Source organism: Desulfoluna spongiiphila (assembly GCF_900101345.1).
Classification (GTDB): domain Bacteria; phylum Desulfobacterota; class Desulfobacteria; order Desulfobacterales; family Desulfolunaceae; genus Desulfoluna; species Desulfoluna spongiiphila.
The window spans coordinates 350,762-374,885 of the sequence record NZ_FMUX01000002.1; the positions used below are offsets into that span (position 1 = coordinate 350,762).

The window sequence follows — 24,124 nt, forward strand, 5'->3', positions numbered from 1 at the left end:
CACATGTCTCGGGGGCATGTACGGAAATATCACCAGAGGGCCCACTGCCCTGTATGGCGGATATAGGTAGCAAGGCAGGCATTGGTCACGGCATGGGCTGAAATAAGGGCCACCATGTCTTTTCTCACGACCCAGAGCATCGAGAGAAGTACTCCGTACACCATGGCCGCCGGCCATTCGAAGAGTCGGTGCCCCATGGCAAAGAGGGCGGAACTGAGAAAGATCGCAGCCGAACTCCAGGCTCCAGGCTCAACGGAGCGTACATCGCATTCATCAAGGGCTTCACTCAAAGGCGAGTGAGAGCCCTTTTTTTGGGCCTGCTGCCATTGGAGAATCAGGCGGAAGAGGTAGCCCCGGATAAGGAGTTCTTCGAAGAGTGGGACCACAAGGGATGCGGCCGCAAAGCGGAGCCAGAAAGCCAAAGGGGACCACGGTGTATGGCTTCCTTGCGGCTCGAAGGGCTTGGCCAGACAGACCCATAGGACGCAGCCGATTACACCCGTAAGACCTCCCCAGAGCAGCGATGAACCAACGGGCCTGGGCCCTGTAAGGGGGAGAATGTTTTTCCAGGTGAGGGCCAGGGCCAGGGGGACCAGGCCCAGCCTCAGGGCGTAACCCAATGTCGGAGAGTCTGTGACCATGGGAATAAGCACATAAAGGGCGTAGGGTGACAGGTAAAGGATAAGAAGGGTGCGATTGCTTATGTCGAGGGGGGACATGGCCCCCATTTCAGGTTTTTCCATGATGTCCTTTGCTTAGGTGCAGACACGTTGAAATCTATGCCTGGCTTCATCGGTGGTCTCATCGTGGTGCTGCACCATAAAAAAAGAGAATGGGATGAACGACCCCACTCTCCTTTTTTATGTGTATCGAGTTGCTAAGGGTAATGCTGCGCTCTATTTCTTGGCATACTTTCGTCGGCCGAGGCCTGCAAGCCCCAGAATACCTATGCCGAGGAGGGCAAGGGATGCCGGTTCGGGAACGGGCCTGATGTCGATGGCCATGATGGCCATGTCGTCCCAATCACCATCCGGATTTTCTCCAATTTCGTCGTCAAGGTAAATACGGGCCAGGTTGGGTTGTTTGTACTCAATGGCGATGTGCTGTACACCTTTTTCGTCATCGGGTGAGTTGAGGTCCCAGTTTGAGTAAAACTCGTAGTCCGCTTCTGCGCTGGCCTCATCGGCGTACACACTGAAGTAGAAGCCGAAGGTGTCGTCAAATTTTACGGCACCGCCGGGCTCTCCTAAAGAGCTGAAATCATTTTCAGTGTTGATGTACCAGTCAAGGCCCACTTTTTTGAAGAAAGCCTGGGCTTCACTGCCGACGGAATCGGACTTGCTGAACAGTTGGACTTTTTCCGTAACCGTGGGGGTGGCAGCGGCCGTGTCGTCGACGGAAAAGAGTCCGAAATCAGCGTGGTATCCGGAATTTCTGACCGTCATGATAAAGGTGCTCTCGCCGTCTTCAGCCGTTGTGTAATCCGTTAAGGACCAGTACGGAGAGTCGTTCCAGACATACCCTTCGGAGTTCTGGATGGGGTTGTTGTCTGAATCGACGGGAATGGCGTAGGCGCTCCCGACCAGTAAAAAGATGGCCAGGAAGGTGTAGACCCAGATTTTGAGATGGTTTTTCATGCGTCGTCTCCTTTGCTGTCGTAAGGTGTTATGAGTGAAACGTTCTACAAGGGAAGTTGTTTATCCAAAATTTTAAGGCTCAATGGGCGTTCATCAGGTCAAAATGCTCTGGTGCGGGTGGGGTGCACCGTATTTTTTTCAGGTGAACGTGGTGGGCAAAAAAAATCGGATGAACTCTAATTGCTGACCTCTGCCAGCGAATCTTTCGCCGAGAGTAGTAGCAGTATTGATGCCAGTTTACTCTTTATTGACTCTTTTTTCGATACGCACCGTCAGGCCAGGCTCTTCAGGTGTGACAGACGTGACGGAATACATTTATTGTCGGTCCAATGTGAATTGGACCACACACAATTATGTGTAGTTATGTAATGAGCTTCATGTTTTACTTTTTTGAATAAATATGTTGACACAATCGGTGGGGGATCATATCAATTTGGTTTGATATTACTCGTAGTCTTAAAATAAATGATCCCTGAAAGACCTGTGTCCACCCATTGTTACGCGTGCGATTCGTAACCCGGAAGCAATATTCAGTTGCGATTCGGTGACCAAATCCGGCACATGGGGAGTCCCTTATAATCGCCATGTGCGGTGGGCGATTTTATTTGTTTTTCATACGCGCTTTCACCTCAATATATTGAATCTCTTCCGATGATTCTGAACCGTCAACACCAACCGATGCCGATGAAGCGTTTCCATGGATAATATGGGGGTAGAACTATGGTAGTTAAGCGTTTTGCGTTGACCTTGTGTGTGCTTGTTTTTGTCGTGACCGCCTGTGCAACCGATAGCGAGAAGCGGGATGCGTATTTTGAAAAGGGGCGTTCCTACGTCGATGAAGGAAATGTCAAGGAAGCCCTCCTGGCGTTTAAAAACTGCGTTCAGATTGATCCGACCTACTCGAAAGGGTGGTATGAAATCGCGACCATCGCCATTCAGCAGGGGGATCCGAAAAGAGCGTTTCGCGCGTACCTGAAGGTGGTTGAAAAAGACCCGGGCCACAGCGAGGCCCACTTCAACCTTGCCAGGCTCTATTTACTTGCTAAAAAGACGGAAGAGGCCCGGAATCATATTGACAAAGCCCTTGCCGGCGCACCGGAGAACCTGGAATACCTGATGGTCTCTGCTGCTGTGTTTTCTGTAAATGGTCAGGACAAAGAGGCCCTGGCGAGTTACGATCGTGTTTTTGCCTTGAACAGCAAAGATATCCGGCCTCTTCTCGGTGTGGCCCGCCTGAAGACACGGGCCAGGGATTTCAAGGGGGCCGAAGAGGTCCTTCGCAAGGCTTCTGCCATTGCTCCGGAGGCCATTCGCCCGCGATTGGAGCTGGTAAACCTGTTGACCCGCAGCAAGCAGTTTGAAAAGGCGGAAATTGAACTGAAGGCCATTGTTGCGGCCAACAGCGACAATGCCGGGTTACTGATTGTGCTGGGGGATTTTTATTCGGCCCGGAAAAAATACGCGAAAGCCGAAATCGCCTATCGGGACGCCGTAGCCAAAGACCCCACGGCCTTTCGCCCTGTCATGAAGCTGGCCCGGTACTACGAGAAGAGAGACGATGTTGAAAAAGCCGAGGCCATGTACCTCAAGGCCTTGGCTTTAAAACCCGACGACGGCAATGCCGAGGTGACGGTTGCGAGATTTTACGCAAACCGTGGGGATTTAGAAAAAGCCGGGGAGATGATTGCCCGCACCTTAGAAGCATCCCCGGGCTTTTTGCCGGCCTTAAGCTTGCGGGGGGAACTGGAACTCAGGCAAGGACGGTTCGGTGATGCCCTGGAGACATTCACTGTGGCAACCAAAGAGGACACCACAAACGCCAACCTTTTCTACCTGAAAGGGGTGTCCGGGATGGGGCTTGGGAAAAACGATTTGGCCCGTAAAGATGTGTTGAAGGCTCTGGAGCTGAAGCCAAACCACCTGAAAGCCCGGGTTGCCCTGGCAGAATTGTATTTAAGGGACCGTGAGTTCCAGCTGGCAAAGGAGAGCCTGGAAAAGGTTCTTGCCGTATCCCCCGACTTATACAAGGCCAATCTTCTTATGGCCGATGCCCTGGGGTCCCTGGGTGAGAACGCCGAGGCACAGCTGATCTATACCCGCCTGAAGCAGCAGGGGCCGGACAGCCCGGTTGTCTTTTTTCGATCCGGGACCCTTCACATGGCAGAGGGGGAACTTTCCCTTGCCATGGACGATTTCGAAAGGGCAAGGGCCATCAACCCCGGTTTGATGGATGTCTTTGGAGCCATGATCCGTTGTCGGATGATGAATGACGAGGAGAGTGAGGCCCTTGATCTGTGCCGCGAGCAGCTCAAGGTGGTGGAGAAGACACCGGCGGCGTTGGGCATGGTGCACGGCATGATGGGAGACATTTACGCACAGATGGGCGACTTGAAGAAGGCAGAGGGTGCGTACCTGACCGCCATTAATGTAAGCCCGGAGATCACCCGTCCCTATTACGGTCTGGCGTCGGTGTACCACAAGCAGGGAAATACCGACAAGGTGGTGGCACAGCTGAAGGGGCTGAGTGAGAAAAGACCCAAAGACCCCATGCCCCATGTGCTCATGGGAATCTTGAGCGAGGGCTCCGGGGATGTGGAAACCGCCAAGGCGAGCTATCGGCATGCCCTGTCCTTACGTGGGGATATTGTCGCAGCAACGAACAACCTCGCTTATATACTCGCCGATGCCAACGAAAAGATTGATGAGGCGCTGGAGCTTGCCAGGATGGCCAAGAGCAAAGCCTCGGATGATCCCAGCGTCATGGATACCCTGGGCCTGGTGTACTACCGGAAAGGGCTTTACGACAGTGCCATTTCGGAATTCAAAGACAGCCTTGCCAAGCTTCCGGAAAACGCCATGGTAAACTATCACCTTGGGCTGGCGCTTCATGCCAACGGAGACGTGGAAAAAGCGAAGGACTCCTTTCAAAAGGCTCTGGACATCAGCGAGGATTTTAAAGGGTCGGACACGGCCCGGGAGCTTCTGGCTCAGTATTGAACCGTGTGCGACACCATGCCAATGGGCGTGTCCGGTTCGTAACCAGACTGGGACAACCGTATGAAATACCTTCCATTCAAGCAGATTATGCTTTCACTTCTGTTGCCCGTTATCCTGTACGTGTGGTCTGTGCCTTTGTGCGAGAGGTATGTCGCCGGGTATCATCAGGCCAAGATGAAGCAGGTGCTTCTCCAGAGCGAGAAATCGCTTTGGGACGGAGAGGCGGCGGTTAAGGAAGTGGTTCGGGACAACCTAACGCGTTATGTGGCAGAGCGCTTGTCCTTTGTTCTTTTTTCAAGCCGGACGATAACGGTGAGGACCGGATTTGGCGAGCTGCTATACCCGGTAACCGATACACCCTCTTCACCTCTGGATGATCGGCAGGTTGTGGCAACGGAAAACTATCGCCTTCTGCAAGAGGGGCTGGTGGTTGATGTGGAATTTTTCACAGGGCCGACGGCCCCTCTGTCCGTGATGGCTCTTCTTGTCTTCAGTGCCTTGGCCATGGGCGCCCTGTATCGTGTGTACCGCAAGCAGGTCGTGTACATCTCCGCGGAGCAACAAGAGAGAGACTGTGCCATTGCGTCGTTAAGGGCTGGAGAAAGAGCCGCTGAAAAGCAGCTTGAAGTTCTGGGGGGTCGGCAGGAGGCATTGAGGAGGTCTCTTGAAAAAGCCAGAAAGGAGCTGATTGAGTCCACCGAGAGCCAAACAGAAATGGTGGAGGAGATAGAGGTCCTTGAATCCCTGGTGGAAGAAAACGAAACGCAGCTTACGGAACAGAAATCAGAGATCAGGCAGTTGACGCAAAAAATTGAGGCGCATCGACCCGTTAAGGAGAAAAAAGCAGGCAAACGGGCCCATCGGGAGCGGGAGATCACGGCCAGGCGGCTGACCACGCTTTATAAAAATTTGCGTGTTCATGAGAGGGCTGTGCAGGGCTTTCTCGCGTTGGATGAGGGCATGCGGCTGAAGTGTGAAGAGGTGATTCATCAGTTGAATGGCGACCCGGGCGGGGTGTCTGTGAAGCGGAAAGTCTTCGGAGGCAAAGGGCTTGACACGTTTTTAGAAACGGAATTTGCCTACAAGGGCCGGATCTATTTTCTGCGCCTGCCGGGAGGCAAGGTGGAGGTCGTGGCCATAGGGACCAAAAACTCCCAGGCCACGGAGCTGGGTTTTTTGCATCGCATCAGCGGAGAGACGAAAACGGCATGAGGTAATCATTGTTTTTTAGTAACTATTCACCTTGCCTCCGGCGGGTCGCTTTTTTGAAAAAAAGCTCCGCAAAAAACGTTTCTAATGTAAAAAAGTGGAAATTATTTTGGCGGAGCCTGGAAAGGCTTGCTTAAGACCTGTTTGTCAAACTTTTTAAAAGTTTGGCCCCCGGCAGGGCCGCCGGAGGCTTGTTTGAGCTGAATAGTTACGTTTTTTATGGAGTATCCAAGCAAAACGCCGGGTGCCGGAAGGCTTCCCGGCGTTTTGCATTGGGGGTCATACCGCGAAAGGGCCCTTGAAAATTTGCGTTCGTCTTAAGGGCTGCCGTGGCTTCGGCCGTTTCATCCTCTAATCCGGTTATTTCACGAGTCAAGTGCACCCATATTCATGAAGATGCAGTGGTTTACCTCAACGCTCTGCTAACGCAGAAGATGGGTGCACTCGGCTCGCCCGAAGGGTTTAGAAAATCGAGCGGAAAACGGTGATTGAAATGTTTCAGATACTTCTGAGCAATCAGCTGTACTGCCTCTTATTGCTTTGAGTTGGTCGTTTTTTTTATGAAATACCCGGGCTAAGGGCACTCCTCCCGGCATACCTCGATGAAGCACCCTCCTGATGACCCACCGCCTGCGGCCGGGGTGTCTTGTGGGCCAGTTGGGTCCCGTGGGTCACTGGGATCATTGGGGTCAGGGTCATCGTCGTTGTATGTGTAGGGCCCCATGCCCACGGCGATGAGGGGTTCGCCTTCGGAGACGAAGGCGGCAGGCCGGCTCTCCCCGTTTGCCCTGTTGTAGGGCTCGGAACCCATCTTTCCCCATTGGAGGAGCTCACCGTCTGCTGTGATGGCCGGGAGCCTTCCCGCCGGAAGGGTGGCGTCCCCTTCCACGGGCCCCAGGCCGACAATCAGCTCATGGGTGCCGTCATTGTCCATGTCAACGCATGTGGGGCGGGTCTCCCCCGTAAGGGCGTTGTACTCTTCCCAGGCAACGTTCAACCATTTGAGGTGGGTGAGAGTATCGTCTTTCCATTGGACAACCGCTGTGCGACCTGCGCCCCCTTTTCCGAGTCCGACAATGATCTCGTCTTTGTCTGACTCGTCTTCCACAACCTTTCCGCAGGTGGGCCACGTTTCGCCGTTTTGCGTGTTGTACTCCTCCCAGGTAAGTCGGCCCCAGGTGACGCTGTCAAAGGGTACCGTCATGTCGGCGCAGGAGATCCTGTCCAGGACAGCATAGCGGCCGTCTGGAGAGACAGGGCTCTGGTCGCTGCCTCCCAGGCCCACAATGATCTCCATGCAGCCGTCGTCGTCGATGTCACCGCAGGCCGGGCGGGTCTCTCCCACGGCTATGTTGTACTCCTCCCAGGGGATGGTCATTGTGGTTTGAAAGGTGACATGCTCCCCGTCAAAGGAGAAGATGGCGAGGCGGCCCTCTCCTCCTTTGCCCAGGCCCACGACGATTTCATCTCTGCCGTCGTTGTTGAGGTCTCCACAGGCGGGCCAGGTCTCCCCGTTGCACTCGTTGTACCGGGTGTATTCCCCTTCGGGGAGGCGCCCCCAGGCCAGGTGCTGGTACGTGGGGGAGACAACCTGGAAGAAGCCCCCGGGAATGGCTGCGTCGTCTTCCACGGGACCCAGGCCGATGATGAGCTCGGTGTTGCCGTCTCCGTTCAGGTCTCCTGATGCCACGCGGGCTTCTTTGGTCGCCTTGCGATAGTTCTCCCAACCCACGGTGAGCCATAGCCGGTGCTCCATATCGCAATCAATGATTTCGACGGATGCATGTGCCGGTGTGGTCTGGGGTTCGATGGGGGTGAGGGTGTCCCGGACAGTGCAAGTAGCTTCGCTGGTGTTTTCGTCTGTGTCCGAGACGGTCAGGGTAAAGGTCAGCTCGATATCCTGTGGCAGGGACCGGGGAGCGATAAAATGGGCCATGGCCTGATCCGGGGTGTCCAGGCTGACATCAGGGCCTCCGGTCTGGCTCCAGTGCCAGGTCGGGGGGCAGCCTTCGGGAAACCGGGAGGCGCTGCCGTCCAGAGTCACCTCTTCCCCTTCACGGACAACCTGATCGCCCCCTGCATCGGCGTGCAGGGGCTTGGTGATGGTAATTGTAACCGTATCCCTGTCTGCGAGGCCTTCTGTATCGGTGACCAGGACCTCGAAGACCAGTTGAGCGCTGTCGTCTTCACCTAGGGCTGGGGCCGTAAAGGTGGGCTTGATGCTTGAAGCGTTTGACAGGGTCACCGGTGGCCCCTGGGGTTGGCTCCACTGGTAAGAGGCAATGCCGTCATCCGGGTCGATGGATGCCTGGGCAGTGAGGGTGACCGTTTGCTCTTCCAGGACAAACTGGTCGGGCCCTGCATGGGCGCTGGGGGGGCGGTTATCCAGGGCAAACTGCACCTCAGTGATGGCTGAATCCGTGGCCCCGTCACTGTCCGTGACCGTCAGCTGAAATGTGAGGATGACGGGTGTTTCCGGTGCGTCCGGGTTTTCCGGGTCCACAGGTTTTTCGGGCTTCTCCGGCATGATGAAGGTGGCTGTTTGTGTGTCTGCGCCTGTGAGGGTAACTTCCGGGTCTTCAAAGCCGAACACCTGGCGCCAGTGCCAGTTGACGATGCTGCCGTCCGGATCACTGGATCCGTCTCCGGACAGGATGATGGTTTGTCCTTGTACGGCAATTTGGGGAGGGCTCGTGATGACCGTCGGGACCGTGTTGATCGAGCCGAAGGCAACGGAGATCTCCTGGGAGTAGGCGGCCGGCTCGTTCGCTTCGTTGTAGGCCCTTACGGCAAAGTAATAGGTGGTTTCCTCTTCAAGGCCTTCCACCGTATGGCTCATGACGGGGGGCGGAGAGCCAGGGTGATTCAAAAGGGCATGGCCGGAGTAGACGCCGGGCTCGCCTGAAGCCTTTCGCCAGGAGAGACGATAGTGGCCGGCTGTGTCGCATGGCGTCCAGTGGACCGTGACCTCCCCTGCAAGGGCTGCCCCCGGGGCGCCGCCCATGATCATGCACCACAGGAAAAAGGCACCGATAGCGACCCGCAGGCCGAAGGGCACCCGGTACGGACGGGGTGTGCCGTTGGTCGGCCCTTTCGGGGCATGCCCGCAGGCGGTTTTATAAAAAAACGGGGAGCGTTGTGTGGCAAGGGGGCGTTCGGCTCTATCGTGTCTGTTCATCATGTTCTCGCTGTAGTGGTTGCAGTGATATATTGGGCAAGGATCCCAGGATGGGGACTCCCAGGTGTTCGGCGATCTGTTTTTCTGATTTGTACGAGGGGTCCAGGGCTTCGACGATCGCCTGGGCCAGGACAAAAAGAAGGAGGCCCCCGGCAAAGCAGATGAGGGCCGGGATGAGACGTGAGGGCTCCCAGATTCGCCTGACGGTTCGCGAGGTGTAGGTCATCTCCGGGGTACGCTCCATGGGCGGAGGTGCGGGAAGGTCCAGGCGCTTATAGCCCTCCTGGATACGCCGGAACAGGGTGTTGCCGTAGTAGGTCACCAGGCGCTCCCCGGTTTTTCTGTTTTTTCCCGTGTAGGTGACAATGACCTGGGCTTCCTCACTGAGGCCTATGGTCAGGTTCTCCCTGGCTTCTGCGTAGAGTTCGGTCCGCTGGGCCTGGGTTACGATGGCCTTGTACCCCAGGGGGTAGTCGATGATCAGGTGGGGGAAGAAGTTTCCCTTGATGAAGCGTGCGGCCTGCCCGGGGGAGGCGGTGAGATCGGAAAGGGTCATGGCCTCCGTGGGGGATTCAGGGGCTGTGACCGGGGCATCTGCCGGCGATGGAAACGAAAGGGAGATGGCAAAGGTATGGGGCTTGTATGCCATGGCCATAAGGAAGAGCAGGGGCAGGGCAATGACCAGGCTCAGGTACCGGTGGTTTCTGTTGATCCGATACAACATCCGTCTGATGTAAAACAGCATGGTGTTCCTTTCTGTTGCGTATCGCGGTTTGGGCAACGGGGGGTGACACAGGGTGCGGCGATCGTGTTTTCATGATCGTGCCAAAGGATTTCTCCACTGATTGGCGACAACGCCCAAAATCGGTGCGCCATTTGCCTGGAGTGCGCAACAGGCGCGTTTGGTTTTTGACTTGGAGGTGACATTGACAAGAGAGACAAGAATTACACCGTCCACGACGTTGCTCAGGGACATGGGGTCGTTCATGTTGCGGTTTGTCGGGAAGACGGACGGCGCATCGATGAAAACCTGAGCGTATGTTGCTTTTGTCTTCTTCAGGAAAGCCATGATGTTTTCATCAGAGTGCGCATATTTCCAACTCTCTGATCGTGGCAGAGCCGGGGCGGTGAGAACCGAAAGATTCTCAATCCCCGGGACATTGGCCACGTTATGCAAGGGGGGTATTGGTATGCGGGGGGCATCGGTGGGGGGGAGCTCGGGGATGTTGAAGTGGGTATGCACCCTGGGGGCAAACCAGTTGCAATCGATGAGCAGGGTATTTTTCTTTTTTTCCTGAGCGGACAGTGCTGCCAGATTGCATGTCAGCGTTGTTTTTCCTTCATGTCGCCAGCCGCTTGTAACAAGAATTGTTTTTGGCGGCGATGTCTTTTGTTGCTCAAACACCATGGCGTAGATGCGTCGCGTTTCCGTAAGGCTCTGGCGGGTCGGTGAAGGGATGCTGTCTTTTTTGTTCATTGTGACCTTTGCGTTATGGCGGCATCTCATGATGGCTACTCGCCTCACTCATTGTGCGAATCTTATCTAGCTGTTCGGTAAAATCGAACAGTGAGGCATACACCCGGTGATAATAAATCATTCGGGAAACTGCCGGTCGCAACGTCGTGATAAAACGTGGGGGGCGTTTTGTCTTTATGTGGTATGGCTTGTGATTATTGCTTCTGAAAAAGTTGTAGTAAAAGATAGGGGAATGCGCCTGCTTTTTCAATGCTTTTTTCGCCCCCTTAACTTTTTGCTTTGTTTTTTTATTTTATCTGCTTCTGGTGCTTCGAGAGGAAATGCCGGCCGGTCCGCCCGAAGGGGTAGAAAGTTGAATCGAAATCCGCGAATTACATTTTGTGTTCATGGGACTACTGAGTTGGGTTAGTTATTCGTCATGGCCCCTGCTATTGCTTTGGCTTGGCTCTTTTTGTATGAAATGTCAGGGGTAGTGACGGACGATCGAGGGCTGCGTATTCCAATTGAAATAGCACGCGATACGGCGAAACAGGTGGCGATGGCGCATTTTTCTGAACCGTTTTTGTTTTGTTGACGTCAGGCATTCAGGTGAGTACTCCAACCCATTTTCCTTTGGCCGCCGTCTATGTTGAACGGTGGGCGAGGTCTCTTTTTTTATTGCAGGGCCATTTTTATGGCCCAAAAAACGAGTGGGGCTGATATAGGAAGCGTATGAACCCAGGATTTTTTACGGAGACTTTTCAACCATGAACCCCGGCCTTTATATCCATGTCCCCTTTTGCATTCGCAAATGCCCTTATTGTGACTTTTACTCCGAGTCTTCCCTTGCGCAAAAGAAGGCGTACTTGGACGGGATTGTCCGGGAGATGGACCTGGTGGCCCGCGACCTTTCTGTGTGCGCTGCCTTTGATACGGTCTATTTCGGCGGGGGGACCCCCTCTCTTTTAAAGCCCGGAGAGGTGGCAGGGCTCCTTGAAGCAGCCCGCAGCCGTTTTACCTTTGCCCCGGACGTGGAGGTGACCCTTGAGGTGAACCCCGGGACGGTGACCCCGTCGAAGCTGGCCGGATTCAAACAGGCCGGGGTGAACCGGCTGAACATCGGGGTGCAGTCCCTTGACGACGGCACCTTGACGTTTCTGGGACGCCTCCACAACGCAAGGGAAGCTGAAGCGGTCCTTAAGGAGGCCCGAGGGTGCGGGTTTTCAAACATCGGTGCCGATTTGATCTACGGAGTACCGGGCCAGGACATGGCGTCGGTGCATGCCGATGTGGCGGCCCTTCTCGCCCATGCCCCGGAGCACCTCTCCTGCTACATGCTGACCCTGGAGGCCGGAACACCCCTTTATGTCCGCCATGGCAAACGTGATTTCTCCATGCCCGGTGATACGGAGCAGGGGGCCTTTTTCGGGGCGGTGTCAGATGCCCTGACAGAAGGCGGCTACCTCCATTACGAGGTCTCCAACTTTGCCAGGGGAAAACAATACGTTTCCCGTCACAACACCAAGTACTGGGAGATGGCCACCACTGTGGGGCTTGGGCCTTCGGCCCACGGGTTTTACACCGAAGGCGAGGCGCACGAGCATCCCTTCAGGTGGTGGAACGTGGCCCACCTCGGGAACTGGCTGGACTGTCTGGATAGAGGGGAAAGGCCCCTGGGCGGGAAAGAGGCCCTGGATCGGGAGGCGCTGATGACGGAAGCTCTCTACTTGGGGCTTCGGCGTATGGAGGGGGTGAGTCTTGCAGTTTTTCAGGACCGTTTTTCCCTGGATTTAAAAGCGGTCCTGGGGTCTGTTATGAACGGTTTTGAGGATGAGGGGTTGATGGTGGCCGATGCCGAGAGCATCCGTCTGACCCGAAAAGGATTTGCCGTGGCAGATGGCATCGTGCTGCGTCTCCTGCAGTCCTTATAAAGGAGAAGCGGCGCCTCGTCGCACCATGCCCTCAGAACCAGAAAAGCCCGCCGTCTCAAAAAGAGACAGCGGGCTTTTGTGTTTGACAACAGTGTCGCGTCGGCGAAGGTCACCTATCACCTATCACCTATCACCTATCACCTATCACCTGGCTTACGTACTCATCGTTTTGATGACAAACTGGATATAGGCCCGGGCATGGCTGATAAAGGCGGCCATGTTGGCCCTGTGGTTGGCGAAGAACCCGCTGTAATCGCTTTCCTGAACGACGAAGGGGTCAAGTTCGGTGGCGTGCTGGAGCATCAGCACCGCATGGTGCAGGTCGTTGGCAGCGCCTCTGGAGTCCAGGACGGGGGCAAAGTCCACCATCACCGCTTCCAGGATGGTGGCCATGGCGCTTGAGACACCTTGCGCATAGTAGAAGTAGTCGTCCGCCTTGAAGGTGCTGACGGGGGCGCCGCTCTCTTCGTGGGTTTTGACCAGGTCGTCGTCGCAGTCTCCCAGAAGGTTCTCGTAGCTGCTGAGCAGGGGGATGAGGTTGTCGGCCCGGGAGTGAAAGGTTGCCTTGTTGGTGTTGAGGCGCTCCCTGTAGGTTTTCAGCTCTTCAATGGCCTGGGCATAGGATTTTTCCGGGGCGGGGAGCCAGTATTTTTTGGGGTCGTTGTTGAATTTGGCCCGGGCCAGGTTGAGGTTTTTGTCAAATTTGATGGTGCTGCCGGTTCGGGCGATGCGCTCCACGAGTTTTTCCGTGGTGCGGCGGGTTACTTCCAGGACGCCGAGCTGGTGGTTTTCCACGTTGTCGGTGAAGAGGGTAAAGACATCATTGGGTCTCCAGCCGAGGCTGCGCTGCGACAACTCGTAGTCAAGGGGCTCGATGAGGGCCGTGACAAAGGCGGTGCCCCGGACGGCGTTGGGGAAGAGATCAGCCACATCCTGTTCCAGGGAGCTGTGGGAGCCTTTGGTGGAGGCCTCGTGTCCCTGGGTGTCCACGTGGAGGGTGGACTCGGGGTCCTTGGCTGCGGCTGTTTCATGGGAGGGGGCAGCGCTGTGGGGATCTGCCGGGGTGCCGTGGGCGATATCTGCTGTTCCGTGTGCTGCGCTGGCTGTGGCCTCGGAATCATGGGGCTGTGTTCCCGGGGTGGTGTCGGCGGCGTGGCTCGTATCCAACATTTTTTTCAGGGCGTTGTCGGCTGTTTTGAGCGTTGGGTTTTTTTCCACCGCCTGGTGATACGGAGACGGATTGTTGTCGCTGCCGGTAAAGAAGTAAAACAACTTGGCCCCGCCCCACAGTACGACGAGGGTCGCGATGACGGCCAGGCCGACCCGTGAAAAGACGTACACCTTAAACTCTTTGCTCAGCTTTTTTTTTGCGGGATCACTCATGTTTTCTCCTTCTCTACGGGGGCATTCGATGACAGCAGGTTGATGACTCGGCTAGCGACAGCCAACAGTATGCACATTTTTGAGGCAGAAGTCAAAAGAGCAGACTAAGGAGCGCAGGGGTGGCGGGGGACCCGTTGAGCCTTGAGAAATCCACCTGATCACCGGGGAGCATGACGGCCGATAATCGGGATGAAAGGAAGGTGCCCCACGGACCCTTTCGGGCCGGGGGCGATATTTTGTCATGGGAGGATGCCGGGGTTTAATGGTGTTACTGGATTAGCTGCGGCCCCTCAGCTGCCTGGCGTCTCCCACGCGAATGGTGAGGTTCATGCCGTCGTAGTGTTCCAGCAGGGGGATGAGGTATTTTCGGGAGACCCCGCCTGTCATCTCTTTAAAATCGGCGGTGGACATTTCGGTGTTTGATTCAAAAAATGCCAGGACTCTCGATTTCAGGCCCTCAAGGGCTGGCTGGTGAAAGTACAGGTCCTCTTTGACCTTCATCAGCACCCCTTCTTTAATAAGGAGGAGGAGCACGTCTTTGGCTTTGTCCACGGGAACCCCCAGGGATTCGCACAGTGCCTTGAAGTAGGGGGGGGTAAGGGCCGTGTCGCTGTATGCGTTGATAATGTCTTTTTTCAACTGCTCCTGATCCACCTGGAGCTCGACGGTGTGGGTGGCGAGTTTAACCGTGTCGGCGGTAAGGATCACGGCATTTTCGCTGACCAGGTGATTGAGGGTAAGGGTGAAGACGCGGCTTCCCAGCACGTCTGGAAACTTGGATTTCAACTCCTCTTTGGACATGCCCTCTTTCAGGGGGTTGGCCTTGTGGTACTCGGCCAGGTATTCTTTGGCAATGTCGGTAAGTCGGTTGAAGGTGTCTCCGTGGATCAGGGTTCGGGTCTCCTTGTCCGTCTGGATGACCATGCGTTTGGACAGCAGTCCGGACAGGGCGCCGGTGAGCTGTTTTTCGCTGCAGTTGGTCATGAGCTTCAGGTCGGAAAAGGGAAGTCCCGCGTAGCCGGACTGGATAACGTGAAAGGCGATGATCTCGGGCAGCTCGTTTTCCATGAGCCCTGCAAGGCCCTTGACCACGTCGTCCCTGAAGCGTTTGTGTTTCGGTGGAATGGGGTTCAGGATACGCCCCCCCCCGATGGTACGCACCGGGGAGTAGCTCCGGATGACGTATCGGTCGTCCTTGATGCAGGCCACGGGTTCTTCCAGGCGAAGCTGCACTGCGGCGGTGTCTCCGGCGTCGAGGCTCTCCCTGTCCAAGAGGATCAGGTAGCCCAGAACCTCACTGGTGCCTGTGTGCAGGCGAATGCGGGTGCGGTTTTTCAAGGGCTTTTTGGCGCTGGGCAGGTAGAGAAACTCCACGTCCATGAGGTAACTGGGCTTGATGTCCCCCGGCGTGGAGACCACTTCTCCGCGCTGGATGGCGCTTTTCTCAAGGCCCTGGAAGTTAATGGCGGTGCGCATTCCCGAGGCGGCGGTCTCCACGCTGTCGCTGTGGACCTGGATGCCACGGACCTTGGACTCTGTGCCCGAGGGGTAGATGGTAACCGCGTCCCCCACGGAGATCTGTCCTGAGATGACCGAACCGGTGATGACGGTTCCGAAGCCCTTCATGGTGAAGACGCGGTCTACGGGCAGGCGGAACAGGGAGCTGGTGCGGCGCTGAGGCACGGTGGTGGACAGCTCGGCCAGTGTGGCCTTGAGAGTGTCCATGCCCTCGCCGGTGATAGAGGAGACGGGAATCATGGGGGCTCCCTCCAGGAAGGTGCCTTCGAGGAATCCGCCGATATCTTCCTGCACAAGCTCCAGCCACTCCTCGTCCACGAGGTCGGTTTTGGTGAGGACCACCACGCCGTGGGAGATGCCCAGAAGGGAACAGATCTCCATGTGCTCGCGGGTCTGGGGCATGACCCCCTCATCTGCGGCGATGACCATGGCCACGATGTCGATACCCGTGGCCCCTGCCACCATGTTTTTGACAAATTTTTCATGGCCGGGGACATCCACGATGCCCACATGCTGGCCGTTGGGCAGGTCCATGGAGGCAAACCCAAGTTCAATGGTGATGCCTCGGGTCTTCTCCTCTTTAAGCCGGTCCGTTTCAATGCCGGTCAGGCTGCGGATAAGGCTGGTCTTTCCGTGGTCAATGTGTCCTGCCGTGCCGAGTATAATCTGTTTCAACGACCCTTTGCTCCTCATTATATGCGCATCTATTTGGATTTTCGGTGACGCCAGTATGCGGAAAAATAGCTCAGGCTCAGCAGAAGCAGGCCCAGAGCCGCAGAAAAGACGATCCCCTTGTCCGGATAAAAGAGACGCATCAGCAGCGTCCCAAAGACAAAGGAGAGAACCGCACGTATTATAAAAATGGTCACACGTTCCATATGGGTGCACCTCAAGGCGATGATTCGCCGTCCGGGTTCATGTGTCGGGGTGGATAAACGCATGCCGGGCATGTATAAAATCTCTGCCCCTTGGCACGATTCATACCTATTATAGTTGGCTGGTGGGGGTCAATAGGCAATCTCCCCGACAGGAGGGCGTCAAGGCCGTGCACGCCCGGTTTTTTCAAGGGTCCCAAGGCCGGTATTCGGATCGCTTCGGGACGCGGCCTGCTTTTCTTTGCACCGCTTGAAATGTGACCTCAGGCGTATCGATGCACAAAATCAAGGGCTTGTTGACGGGGCGGGAAATGGCGGGGATTTTTTTTGCATTCATGCTTGAAAAACCCTTGTCATGGCCAGATTCATCGGGTATAAGTCTCTTGTTTTTGGTGAGCGTAGCTCAGTTGGTAGAGCCCCGGATTGTGGTTCCGGTTGTCGCGGGTTCAAATCCCGTCGTTCACCCCATACACTTTGCGCCTGTAGCTCAGCTGGATAGAGCGCCGGACTTCGAATCCGTAGGTCGCAGGTTCGAATCCTGCCAGGCGCGCCATTTGGAAGACCAAAGCCCCTTCTGCGGAAGGGGCTTTTTTGTTTTGGTCAAATCCTCCACATTCCACGAGATCTTTGTGGAATTGCATGCCAAGACTTGTCTTGGGATCGCCTTTCGTTTTACCTCTCTGTGGTTACCCCACTCCCCGTTTGAAACCCTTTGTGTGATACACTCCCGCCAAAAAAGTGGGGCAGGGGTGGGGCAAATAGTCTCGATTCCAAAAAAACTGGGGCCACATTGGATGGCCCGTAAATCACGCCGTGACACCCCGGGGAAAGGGATAGGAAAAATCCCCATGGGTATGGTATATATGGGCCGTTTTGCGGATCAAAAGAAAGGGGCAGGATTTTACGATGGATGCATTGCTGGTGACCAAATTCCATATGCCTCTTCTTCCGGATGGGGCCATTCCAAGACCACGCCTGAACAACAAGCTGTCATCCACGACCAAGGTATCCCTTATCTGTGCATCTGCGGGATTTGGAAAAACCAGTCTGGCCATTGCCTGGCTCAGCCGGCAGGCATTGCCGGTGGCCTGGCTTTCACTGGATGAAAACGACAATGAGGTACATCGTTTCTTCAGCTATCTGCTCACTGCCCTGAACCGTTGTATGCCTGGTGTTGCAGAAAAATCGTTTGAGCTTTTGTCCTCCCCTGCATCGCCTGCCATCATGGCAGCCATGACGCAAATGATCAATGATCTGGAGCAGGCAGGGCGCCGCGTTATTTTGGCCCTGGACGACTATCACCTGATCGAAAACCAGGAGATCCATGCTGCCGTCGGTTTTTTGATCAATCATCAGCCGCCCCACCTCCATCTGGTTTTTCTCAGTCGCACAGAGCCCCCGTTGCCCATTGCCAAGCTCCGCTCGAAGAATCAGCTGAATGAGGTCGGGACCGAGGACCTGCGTTTCAACGTGGAAGAGGCCCGCTGTTTTTTAAATCGCTCCATGTCCCTTGGCTTGACAGGAGAGCAGGTCGCCAAATTGGAGAAGCAGTCCGAAGGGTGGGTCACTGGATTACAGCTTGCGGCCCTGTCCCTGAGGGAGCTTCGGGATGCAAATGGATTCATCGACAGCATGTCGGGAGAAGACCGGCATATTACTGATTATCTTGTCAGTGAAGTTATTGCTCATCAGGACAAGGATATACAAGACTTCCTGATGCAGACATCCATTCTTAAGCGGTTCAATGCAGATCTCTGCGACGATCTGCTTGGCATTGAAAACAGCCAGCAGGTTCTGGAGCAACTGGAGAGGGGCAACCTCTTTATTATCCCCCTTGACAACAACCGGTGCTGGTACCGTTATCACCATTGGTTTGCCGAGATGCTCAGCAATCGCCTTTGCACTCGGGGCAAGCAAGAAGTAACTCGCCTTCACCGGCAGGCAGCAAGCTGGTTCATGGCCCACAGCATGTGGGAAGAGGCCATCGACCATGCGCTGGAGGCAAAGGACTACGACCGGGTTATCTCGCATCTGGAGACACACATCGATCGGATACTGGCCCGTGGGCATTTCAATATCTACCTGCAGTGGTTTAAAAAGGTGCCCGCAGACTACATGCCTTTGACCCTGACCTTGCACCAGCTGTTCTTTCTATATGAAATGGGGGAGTTTGAAGCCTTTGACCAATGCCTCCAGCAGATCGGGAAGCAGCTTGGCCCCCTCGGTAACGGCAAGGAAGGGGCGACACCCGAACAGCGTGGTATTTTCTTAGCCATCAAGGGCATCCGCAGTGCTTCTTTGTTTGCCGTAGATGAAGCAAGGGGCCATTTTCGGGATGCCCTGAGTGTGCTTCCTGAAGAGAAACGTTTCTGGCGGACCCTGGCTCTTGGTGGCTACGGATTCTGTCAGCGGGTCAGCGGCGCCCCCGGAAAGGCGATTCAGACTTTTAGAAAAGCCGTTTCCATGGCCTTTGATGAGAATCTCTCCTTCTGCTTTTTCATGTATTCCATAGCATTGGCAAAACTCTACATGGAATATGGGGAACTTCAACGGGCACTTGAAACCTGTCGAACACTTGTGAACTACCAGGGATCCGACGACGAAGACGTCCCTTTTTCAGGTCTTGCCCATGTTGTTATGGGCCAGGTGTACTACCACACAGGCGAACTTCTTCATTCCGAAAAATATCTCAAGAACGGGCTGAAAAAGATCACAAAAGATGGTGACGTCTTTTCCATTGTGGACGGCTACCTGATCCTTGCTCTGTGCCTTCTCGATCAAGACAGGCCGGAGCAAGGCATTGAGGCCATGGACGAGATGAGTGCCTCCATTGACAGTCTGGCACCGCCAGACTCAGTGACCCTCATGGCTGCATCGTGCAAGGGGCTGATCCGCATACTGAGCGGCAAACCGGCTTCGACGGACAAAGGGTTTTTGCCACAGGGTGGCCGGGATCTTGCCGATAAGGAATATCCCGATTTATCCCCCTTGAACTTTCAGGGCATCTACCGAACCGGTCAACAACCGTTGACATGTTACTCAAATGTCATCCAGCTTTTCGGTGCCAAAATGGCCATGGAAAGCCATAGGATCGACGAGTCGCTTCTCATACTCAATGAGTTTGTTTTAACATTCGATGATACAACCAGCCTTCTGTTCAGGGTGGACGTGTTGATTCAGGTGGCCCTGGCCCATCGCCGGCTTGGCAATGACGCCCGGGCGACGGAGAGTATGAAAAACGCTGTGGTCCTTGTTGCACCAGAAAACTATTGCCAGATATTCATGCGGGAAGGCCTGCCGGTATACGAGTTGTTGAAGCAGGTCGGCAGGAGACTGGGGCCCGACGAGCAGGAGGCAATGTGTTTTGTCGGGCGAGTGCAGAAAAAAATAGTTGAGCCCTCCCGGCCCGGCAGGTCACAGGACGCTTCCTTAGGCCTGACACCTCGCGAATTGGAGGTACTCATCTGCCTTGCCAAGGGGGCGAATTATGCAAAAACAGCAGGGCAGCTCTTTGTCTCTGTGAACACCTTGAAAACACACATCAAAGGAATCTACAGCAAACTGGGGGTGGGCAACCGCACCCAGGCCATCAATAAAGCCAAGGAGTTCAGGCTTCTCCCGCCTTCGTAAGGGCCGTGGATAAAACGGCACTCTTTACCCCACACACATCATGCTTTCATTTCTCTGCCCGTCATGCGGAGCTCCGGTGCTTTTAACGGGACGGAACGCCATTCGATATGGGGCCGAGGTCAATCCCAGGTTACGTGCCATTTTTCTATCACCCTTTTGTGTGATCTCCGGCTGTCTGCAAAATCACCCTCTGGGGTGATTTTTTTTGTCCCGTATCCCTCTACTATAAGCAGAGACAACATGCACACGCAGGGGCATCCCCCTGCAGATTTTTGTTAATGACTGGGAGGTGGAAATATGAGTGGGTCGGGTTCTCGAAAATCAACCTATCACTCGACAGTGGGGCGCCGCGATTTCATGAAAATGCTCGGGATAGGTGCCGGAGCTGTGGGCGCCGGGGCTGTCGGCCTCGGCTCAACGGCCGCACCGGCCTTTGCCGATCTGGATGAGATGATGGCATCGCCTTATGCAGAACGCAATCTGCCCTGGTGGGTCAAAGAGGTCGATGAGCCAACCGTGGAAATCGACTGGGATCATATGGAGATATTTCCGGGGGTCCATAAAACCCTGTTCAATCCCGGAGGCTGGGATAACAAGAAAGAATACAAGGCGATCCACGCGCGCAACATAGCCTCCACAACGGAGAAGGTAAAAAAAAACGTACCGGGTTATTCCATTCGTGATCGTGCCTTAGGGGACGCCAACTGCTGGGGATGGGGGGCACTGAGCTCCATCGCCCCGTCGTGGACCGGGCCTGAGGTGGCGTCTTTTAACGGCTGGGAACATCCGACCATGTTCTACACCCCGGATCAGTTCGGAGTGCCTCGTTTCGAAGGCACACCGGAAGAAAACTCGCGTATGTTGCGCGTTGCCGGGCGTATTTTCGGTGCTGCGGATATGGGCTTTGTCAAACTCACGGATAAAACCAAAAAGCTCCTTTATGGGAACATCCGTTTTGAAAAGGTTGATAAAGGTTACGATGCCGGGAACGGTACGGTCGTCCTGCCCGATAAGGACTTGTGGGTTATCTGTGCCGTTATTCCGCAGTCGTTGTGGATGGCCCAGTACACCGACCGCATGAGCTGGGCATCGGCCAACACCGCCGCTTACTCCAGGGCCAATATCTACTCCAATCGCATCAACGTGTTCCTGCGAGGCCTCGGGTACCAGCACTACGGAGGGGACACGGGTGCCGTTGGCCGAAGTGTCGGCTTCGGCATCATGTCCGGCATGGGGGAATACGGTCGTGCCGGTATCCTTGTCAGTCCCCAGTGGGGCACCAACTTCCGTACGGTTATGCTGACTGTAACAGACCTTCCTCTGGCTGAAACCAAGCCCATCGACGCTGGGATTGTGACGTTTTGCAGGGTCTGTAAGAAATGCGCTGAAATGTGTCCGTCCGGCGCCATTCCGAAAACCGATGAACCCTTTTGGGGGGGAGACAAGTCCTGGCAGGCCAAAGGGATCAAGGGGTGGTACCAGGACGCGAAGAAGTGTTTTGCCTACATGCTCGGCGGCGACCCGGATTGCAGTCGTTGCCAGGCCGTTTGTCCCTTTACCAAGTTCGATGAAGCCGTCATGCATGATCTGGTTCGCATGTCCATTGCCAAAGCCCCGGCACTCAACGCGGCCATCCGGAAGATGGACGACGTCTTTGGTTATGGGCAGGAACCACCGTTGGAGAAGTCTCCCTGGGAAGTCGACCCCATGGATATTCCCCTGTTCGGTCTCGATAAATCACGGTCTTAGAAAAAAGGGAATATTATGCGAATCGTTAGCTGGAACTGGTTCTGGTATGTGCTGCTCGGGTTTATCATGGGAGGGGGCGCTGTTTATCTCGTCACGCTGCTGAAAGAGAAATGCGTGAGGCTGGTTTGGTATGAATGGCTCCTGACCTTTTTGTCGTTTATCACCTTTATGCTACTGGGGCAGACCTTTATTGGATCCTTCAACGAAGGCGAACCCCGGGCTGCCTGGTTAAGCGTTGTTTTTATGGGGCTGCCCATCGTCATCATGGCTGTGGTGACGTTGCGGTCGGTTCGTGGCAGGCAATCCGCCTGAGCAAGAGGCCGGGCCCCTTCTGATTATAAGCCTCTGTTCCGGTGGGCGTGCCCATGCACACGGACGGTCCTCGTACCCGGACCAACAGGCTGGAGGGCAGAAAGGGCCCCAGGGTAAAAAAGATGTCATCTGAATCCATGATAGAAAAGAAAAAGCCGGCCTGCAGCCACCACAGCTCGCGAAAAAGAGAACGTGTTCTTGCCGTGGGGACCATGCTCCTCATCATGGCGGCCTGGGCTGTGGGGTTCACGTTGGAACATGCAGATACGGAGCCCTATCTGTATCAGGCCATGCCCGGGGCGGACCGTATTGAAAAAACACCCCAGGGAAGCTATGCCGCCTATGGTACTGATCAGCTGATCGGTTACATAAGCGTCGGGGAAGGAAACGGTTACGGGGGGCCCATGAACGTGGCGGTGGCAACGGATCTTGACGGCAAGATCACAGGGTTGGCAGTTATTCGTCACCGGGAGACGCCCGAGTGGTTTAAGCGCGTTCAGGAAAGCGATTATTTTTCCTGTTTTATCGGGAAAAAATTCAGCGATCCCTTTGTGCTTGGCGACGATATCGACGGCATTAGCGGGGCGACATACACCTCCCGGGCAGTGGCGCGGGCGTCCCTTGAGGGAAGCCGCTTTGTGGCTGAAAACAATCTGGACCTTCCGGTTCCAGCCAGGAAACCCGCTCAGGTTGCCTTTGGCCCGCCGGAAGGGGTGCTGCTTTTGCTGTTCGCCCTTGGCTTCCTCGGCCGCCGCAAATCGTTTCGTCACAAAAAAAAGGTGCGCTGGCTCAGTATGCTCACCGGCATGATTATTTTGGGGTTTATGTATACCAACCCGTTGACTCTCTCCCTTGTCAACAAAATGCTTTTAGGGTTCTGGCCCGATTGGCATACGCATTTGTATTGGTACGTGCTGCTCGGCGGAATCCTGTTTTGCCTGGTATCGTCCGGCAAAAACCCCTACTGTGAGTGGTTTTGCCCCTTCGGCGCCGCCCAGGAGTGCCTCGGTACAATCGGCGGAGCCAAAGCCCATGCCGTTCCCCGTTATAAATTCGTTCTTATGTGGCTTCAGCGCGGCCTGGCACTGGCAGCCATTCTCATTGCCATGGTGTATCGCAATCCGGGGATATCCAGTTATGAAATATTCGGCACCCTGTTTGACCTGAAGGGAAGCATCCTGCAGTTTTTCCTTTTGGGGCTGGTGGTGTTGGCGTCTTTGTTTGTCCGTCGTCCATGGTGTCGATACCTTTGCCCGATCAAGCCGATTGAATCGCTGATCAGGTTCCTTAGAAAATGGGTGAAAAGCAATGGCTCAGCAAAAATACAGTTCCCGTAACGTAAAAGAGATACTGGTGGTTGTTTTTGTTCTGCTTGGTTCCCTGCTGGTCATGGTCCATGTCGGGAAGAACCTGATGGATGAACTGCGCGAAACATCGCACATCAGGACGCCTTACTCGGTGTTGGTAACACCGCAACCAAAGAGCAGAGCAAGCCTGTCTTTGGTTTTGATTTCTTCCTTGTGAAACGTGAGCATTTTTCGTATCACTTAGTGGCTGTGAGTGGAGAAGGGCATACTTCCGTCCAAATAGCGTGGCCGGGTATTCATCTTTTTCTCTCTTTTTTGCTGCTTATGGGTGGTAGAATGGCAATGTCTGATGTGTTGGTTTTGTGATGGAATGTAATGAGTAAGGATTAAGGTGTTTCAATGGGATTTTTTGATAAGTTGAAGGCCGTTAAAAACGCTGTAACCGGCGGTGCGGCAAAGGTTTATGTTGAATGTGACGGCTTTTCATTTTCCGAGCCTTTCACGGTGACCGTCGTGGCCCAAACCAAGGATGCCCCGGTGAAGATCAGCCGCGCGTATTTGAAAGTTCAGGGTGAGGAAGAGGTCGAGGTGCCCGACGTGGACGTGGAGTTTGATTCGGATGGTGACGTGGAGCGGCGACTGGAGACGGTGCGGGCATCCCATGTGACGGTGGATCAGGAATACACCGTGATCGATGCCCAGGAGCTTGAAGCCAATAAGACCTATCGTTGGGAAGTTGAGGTGGAACTCCCTGCTGATGCGCCCCTGATTTATCGTGGCCGGTTCTGTGAGCACACCTATTGTGCTTTTGCAGGGCTGGACTGCTTCGGCAACGACCCCGATTCCGGTTGGGTGGCGTTGGCGTGATACGCTGACCATACGATGAGCTAATGTGCCTCAGGTGCTTGAGACATCCGCACAAAATGATGCTCCCTATATACA

17 protein-coding genes and 2 tRNA genes are annotated in these 24,124 nt (G+C 55.0%); 11 read left to right on the top strand and 8 right to left on the bottom strand.

The window, feature by feature from the left end; genetic code table 11:
• Positions 1–29: 29 nt before the first annotated feature.
• Positions 30–743 (bottom strand): CPBP family glutamic-type intramembrane protease, encoded by a 714-nt coding sequence (locus BLQ12_RS04585; protein WP_092208717.1) that lies wholly within the window; start codon positions 741–743, stop codon positions 30–32.
• Positions 744–896: 153 nt separating this feature from the next.
• The gene (locus BLQ12_RS04590) at positions 897–1,637 is read right to left on the bottom strand and encodes a PEP-CTERM sorting domain-containing protein (RefSeq protein WP_092208719.1); all 741 of its coding nucleotides are present in this window, start codon (positions 1,635–1,637) and stop codon (positions 897–899) included.
• Positions 1,638–2,357: 720 nt separating this feature from the next.
• Here BLQ12_RS04590 and BLQ12_RS04595 point away from each other — a divergent pair.
• Positions 2,358–4,634 carry a tetratricopeptide repeat protein gene (locus BLQ12_RS04595; protein ID WP_092208721.1) on the top strand — a complete coding sequence of 759 codons (2,277 nt, stop codon included), beginning with the start codon at positions 2,358–2,360 and terminating at the stop codon, positions 4,632–4,634.
• Positions 4,635–4,694: 60 nt separating this feature from the next.
• Positions 4,695–5,846: a hypothetical protein gene (locus tag BLQ12_RS04600; RefSeq protein WP_092208723.1), complete on the top strand. Its 1,152-nt coding sequence runs from the start codon at positions 4,695–4,697 to the stop codon at positions 5,844–5,846.
• A 571-nt stretch (positions 5,847–6,417) separates the two neighbouring features.
• Here the strand turns inward: BLQ12_RS04600 and BLQ12_RS04605 are convergent.
• From BLQ12_RS04605 to BLQ12_RS04615, 3 genes are all read right to left on the bottom strand, one after another.
• Positions 6,418–9,024, bottom strand: a complete 2,607-nt coding sequence (locus tag BLQ12_RS04605) for a PKD domain-containing protein (protein ID WP_092208725.1) — start codon at positions 9,022–9,024, stop codon at positions 6,418–6,420.
• Positions 9,005–9,766: a YveK family protein gene (locus BLQ12_RS04610; protein WP_092208727.1), complete on the bottom strand. Its 762-nt coding sequence runs from the start codon at positions 9,764–9,766 to the stop codon at positions 9,005–9,007. The genes BLQ12_RS04605 and BLQ12_RS04610 overlap by 20 nt, the downstream gene beginning before the upstream one ends.
• A 69-nt stretch (positions 9,767–9,835) precedes the next feature.
• Positions 9,836–10,498 (bottom strand): CpsD/CapB family tyrosine-protein kinase, encoded by a 663-nt coding sequence (locus tag BLQ12_RS04615; RefSeq protein WP_092208729.1) that lies wholly within the window; start codon positions 10,496–10,498, stop codon positions 9,836–9,838.
• Between the two features lie 746 nt (positions 10,499–11,244).
• On the opposite strand from BLQ12_RS04615, the gene hemW reads away from it, so the two are divergent.
• The gene (hemW, locus tag BLQ12_RS04620) at positions 11,245–12,408 is read left to right on the top strand and encodes a radical SAM family heme chaperone HemW (RefSeq protein WP_092208731.1); all 1,164 of its coding nucleotides are present in this window, start codon (positions 11,245–11,247) and stop codon (positions 12,406–12,408) included.
• Between the two features lie 153 nt (positions 12,409–12,561).
• Here hemW and BLQ12_RS04625 read toward each other — a convergent pair whose 3' ends face one another.
• The 3 genes from BLQ12_RS04625 to BLQ12_RS27295 all read right to left on the bottom strand — a co-directional run bounded on the left by BLQ12_RS04625 (position 12,562) and on the right by BLQ12_RS27295 (position 16,187).
• Complete coding sequence (locus BLQ12_RS04625) at positions 12,562–13,791, bottom strand: DUF2333 family protein (RefSeq protein WP_092208733.1); 1,230 nt, start codon at positions 13,789–13,791, stop codon at positions 12,562–12,564.
• A 276-nt stretch (positions 13,792–14,067) separates the two neighbouring features.
• On the bottom strand, positions 14,068–15,984 hold the full coding sequence (selB, locus tag BLQ12_RS04630; protein WP_092208735.1) for a selenocysteine-specific translation elongation factor: 1,917 nt from the start codon (positions 15,982–15,984) through the stop codon (positions 14,068–14,070).
• Positions 15,985–16,013: 29 nt separating this feature from the next.
• Positions 16,014–16,187, bottom strand: coding sequence for a hypothetical protein (locus BLQ12_RS27295; protein WP_175469498.1), 174 nt, complete (start codon positions 16,185–16,187; stop codon positions 16,014–16,016).
• A 389-nt stretch (positions 16,188–16,576) separates the two neighbouring features.
• Between BLQ12_RS27295 and BLQ12_RS04635 the strand changes: the two genes are divergently transcribed.
• The 8 genes from BLQ12_RS04635 (at position 16,577) to BLQ12_RS04665 (ending at position 24,049) form a co-directional block, all read left to right on the top strand.
• Positions 16,577–16,652, top strand: a tRNA-His gene (locus BLQ12_RS04635).
• Between the two features lie 8 nt (positions 16,653–16,660).
• Positions 16,661–16,737, top strand: a tRNA-Arg gene (locus BLQ12_RS04640).
• 353 nt (positions 16,738–17,090) lie between these two features.
• A complete protein-coding gene (locus BLQ12_RS04645; protein WP_092208737.1) occupies positions 17,091–19,814 on the top strand; it encodes a winged helix-turn-helix domain-containing protein in 2,724 nt (907 codons plus the stop codon).
• A gap of 297 nt (positions 19,815–20,111) precedes the next feature.
• A complete protein-coding gene (locus BLQ12_RS04650) occupies positions 20,112–21,563 on the top strand; it encodes a reductive dehalogenase (protein WP_092208739.1) in 1,452 nt (483 codons plus the stop codon).
• Positions 21,564–21,578: 15 nt separating this feature from the next.
• Positions 21,579–21,875, top strand: a complete 297-nt coding sequence (locus BLQ12_RS04655) for a VcrB family reductive dehalogenase putative membrane anchor (RefSeq protein WP_092208741.1) — start codon at positions 21,579–21,581, stop codon at positions 21,873–21,875.
• A 212-nt stretch (positions 21,876–22,087) separates the two neighbouring features.
• Entirely contained in the window at positions 22,088–23,212 is a 1,125-nt protein-coding gene (locus BLQ12_RS04660; protein ID WP_175469499.1) for an FMN-binding protein, read from the top strand.
• Positions 23,184–23,399: a hypothetical protein gene (locus BLQ12_RS26870; RefSeq protein ID WP_139163838.1), complete on the top strand. Its 216-nt coding sequence runs from the start codon at positions 23,184–23,186 to the stop codon at positions 23,397–23,399. Before BLQ12_RS04660 ends, BLQ12_RS26870 begins: the two co-directional genes overlap by 29 nt.
• Positions 23,400–23,581: 182 nt before the next feature.
• Complete coding sequence (locus BLQ12_RS04665; RefSeq protein WP_092208745.1) at positions 23,582–24,049, top strand: hypothetical protein; 468 nt, start codon at positions 23,582–23,584, stop codon at positions 24,047–24,049.
• Positions 24,050–24,124 lie beyond the last annotated feature (75 nt).

Coding starts and splice junctions, on each gene's coding strand:
- BLQ12_RS04615 (WP_092208729.1), bottom strand. CDS start 10,498: ATGAACAAAAAAGACAGCATCCCTTCACCGACCCGCCAGAGCCTTACG.
- BLQ12_RS04595 (WP_092208721.1), top strand. CDS start 2,358: ATGGTAGTTAAGCGTTTTGCGTTGACCTTGTGTGTGCTTGTTTTTGTC.
- BLQ12_RS04605 (WP_092208725.1), bottom strand. CDS start 9,024: ATGATGAACAGACACGATAGAGCCGAACGCCCCCTTGCCACACAACGC.
- BLQ12_RS04585 (WP_092208717.1), bottom strand. CDS start 743: ATGGAAAAACCTGAAATGGGGGCCATGTCCCCCCTCGACATAAGCAAT.
- BLQ12_RS04625 (WP_092208733.1), bottom strand. CDS start 13,791: ATGAGTGATCCCGCAAAAAAAAAGCTGAGCAAAGAGTTTAAGGTGTAC.
- BLQ12_RS27295 (WP_175469498.1), bottom strand. CDS start 16,187: ATGGAACGTGTGACCATTTTTATAATACGTGCGGTTCTCTCCTTTGTC.
- BLQ12_RS04590 (WP_092208719.1), bottom strand. CDS start 1,637: ATGAAAAACCATCTCAAAATCTGGGTCTACACCTTCCTGGCCATCTTT.
- BLQ12_RS04655 (WP_092208741.1), top strand. CDS start 21,579: ATGCGAATCGTTAGCTGGAACTGGTTCTGGTATGTGCTGCTCGGGTTT.
- BLQ12_RS26870 (WP_139163838.1), top strand. CDS start 23,184: ATGGCTCAGCAAAAATACAGTTCCCGTAACGTAAAAGAGATACTGGTG.
- BLQ12_RS04600 (WP_092208723.1), top strand. CDS start 4,695: ATGAAATACCTTCCATTCAAGCAGATTATGCTTTCACTTCTGTTGCCC.
- BLQ12_RS04660 (WP_175469499.1), top strand. CDS start 22,088: ATGCTCCTCATCATGGCGGCCTGGGCTGTGGGGTTCACGTTGGAACAT.
- BLQ12_RS04665 (WP_092208745.1), top strand. CDS start 23,582: ATGGGATTTTTTGATAAGTTGAAGGCCGTTAAAAACGCTGTAACCGGC.
- BLQ12_RS04610 (WP_092208727.1), bottom strand. CDS start 9,766: ATGCTGTTTTACATCAGACGGATGTTGTATCGGATCAACAGAAACCAC.
- hemW (WP_092208731.1), top strand. CDS start 11,245: ATGAACCCCGGCCTTTATATCCATGTCCCCTTTTGCATTCGCAAATGC.
- BLQ12_RS04650 (WP_092208739.1), top strand. CDS start 20,112: ATGAGTGGGTCGGGTTCTCGAAAATCAACCTATCACTCGACAGTGGGG.
- BLQ12_RS04645 (WP_092208737.1), top strand. CDS start 17,091: ATGGATGCATTGCTGGTGACCAAATTCCATATGCCTCTTCTTCCGGAT.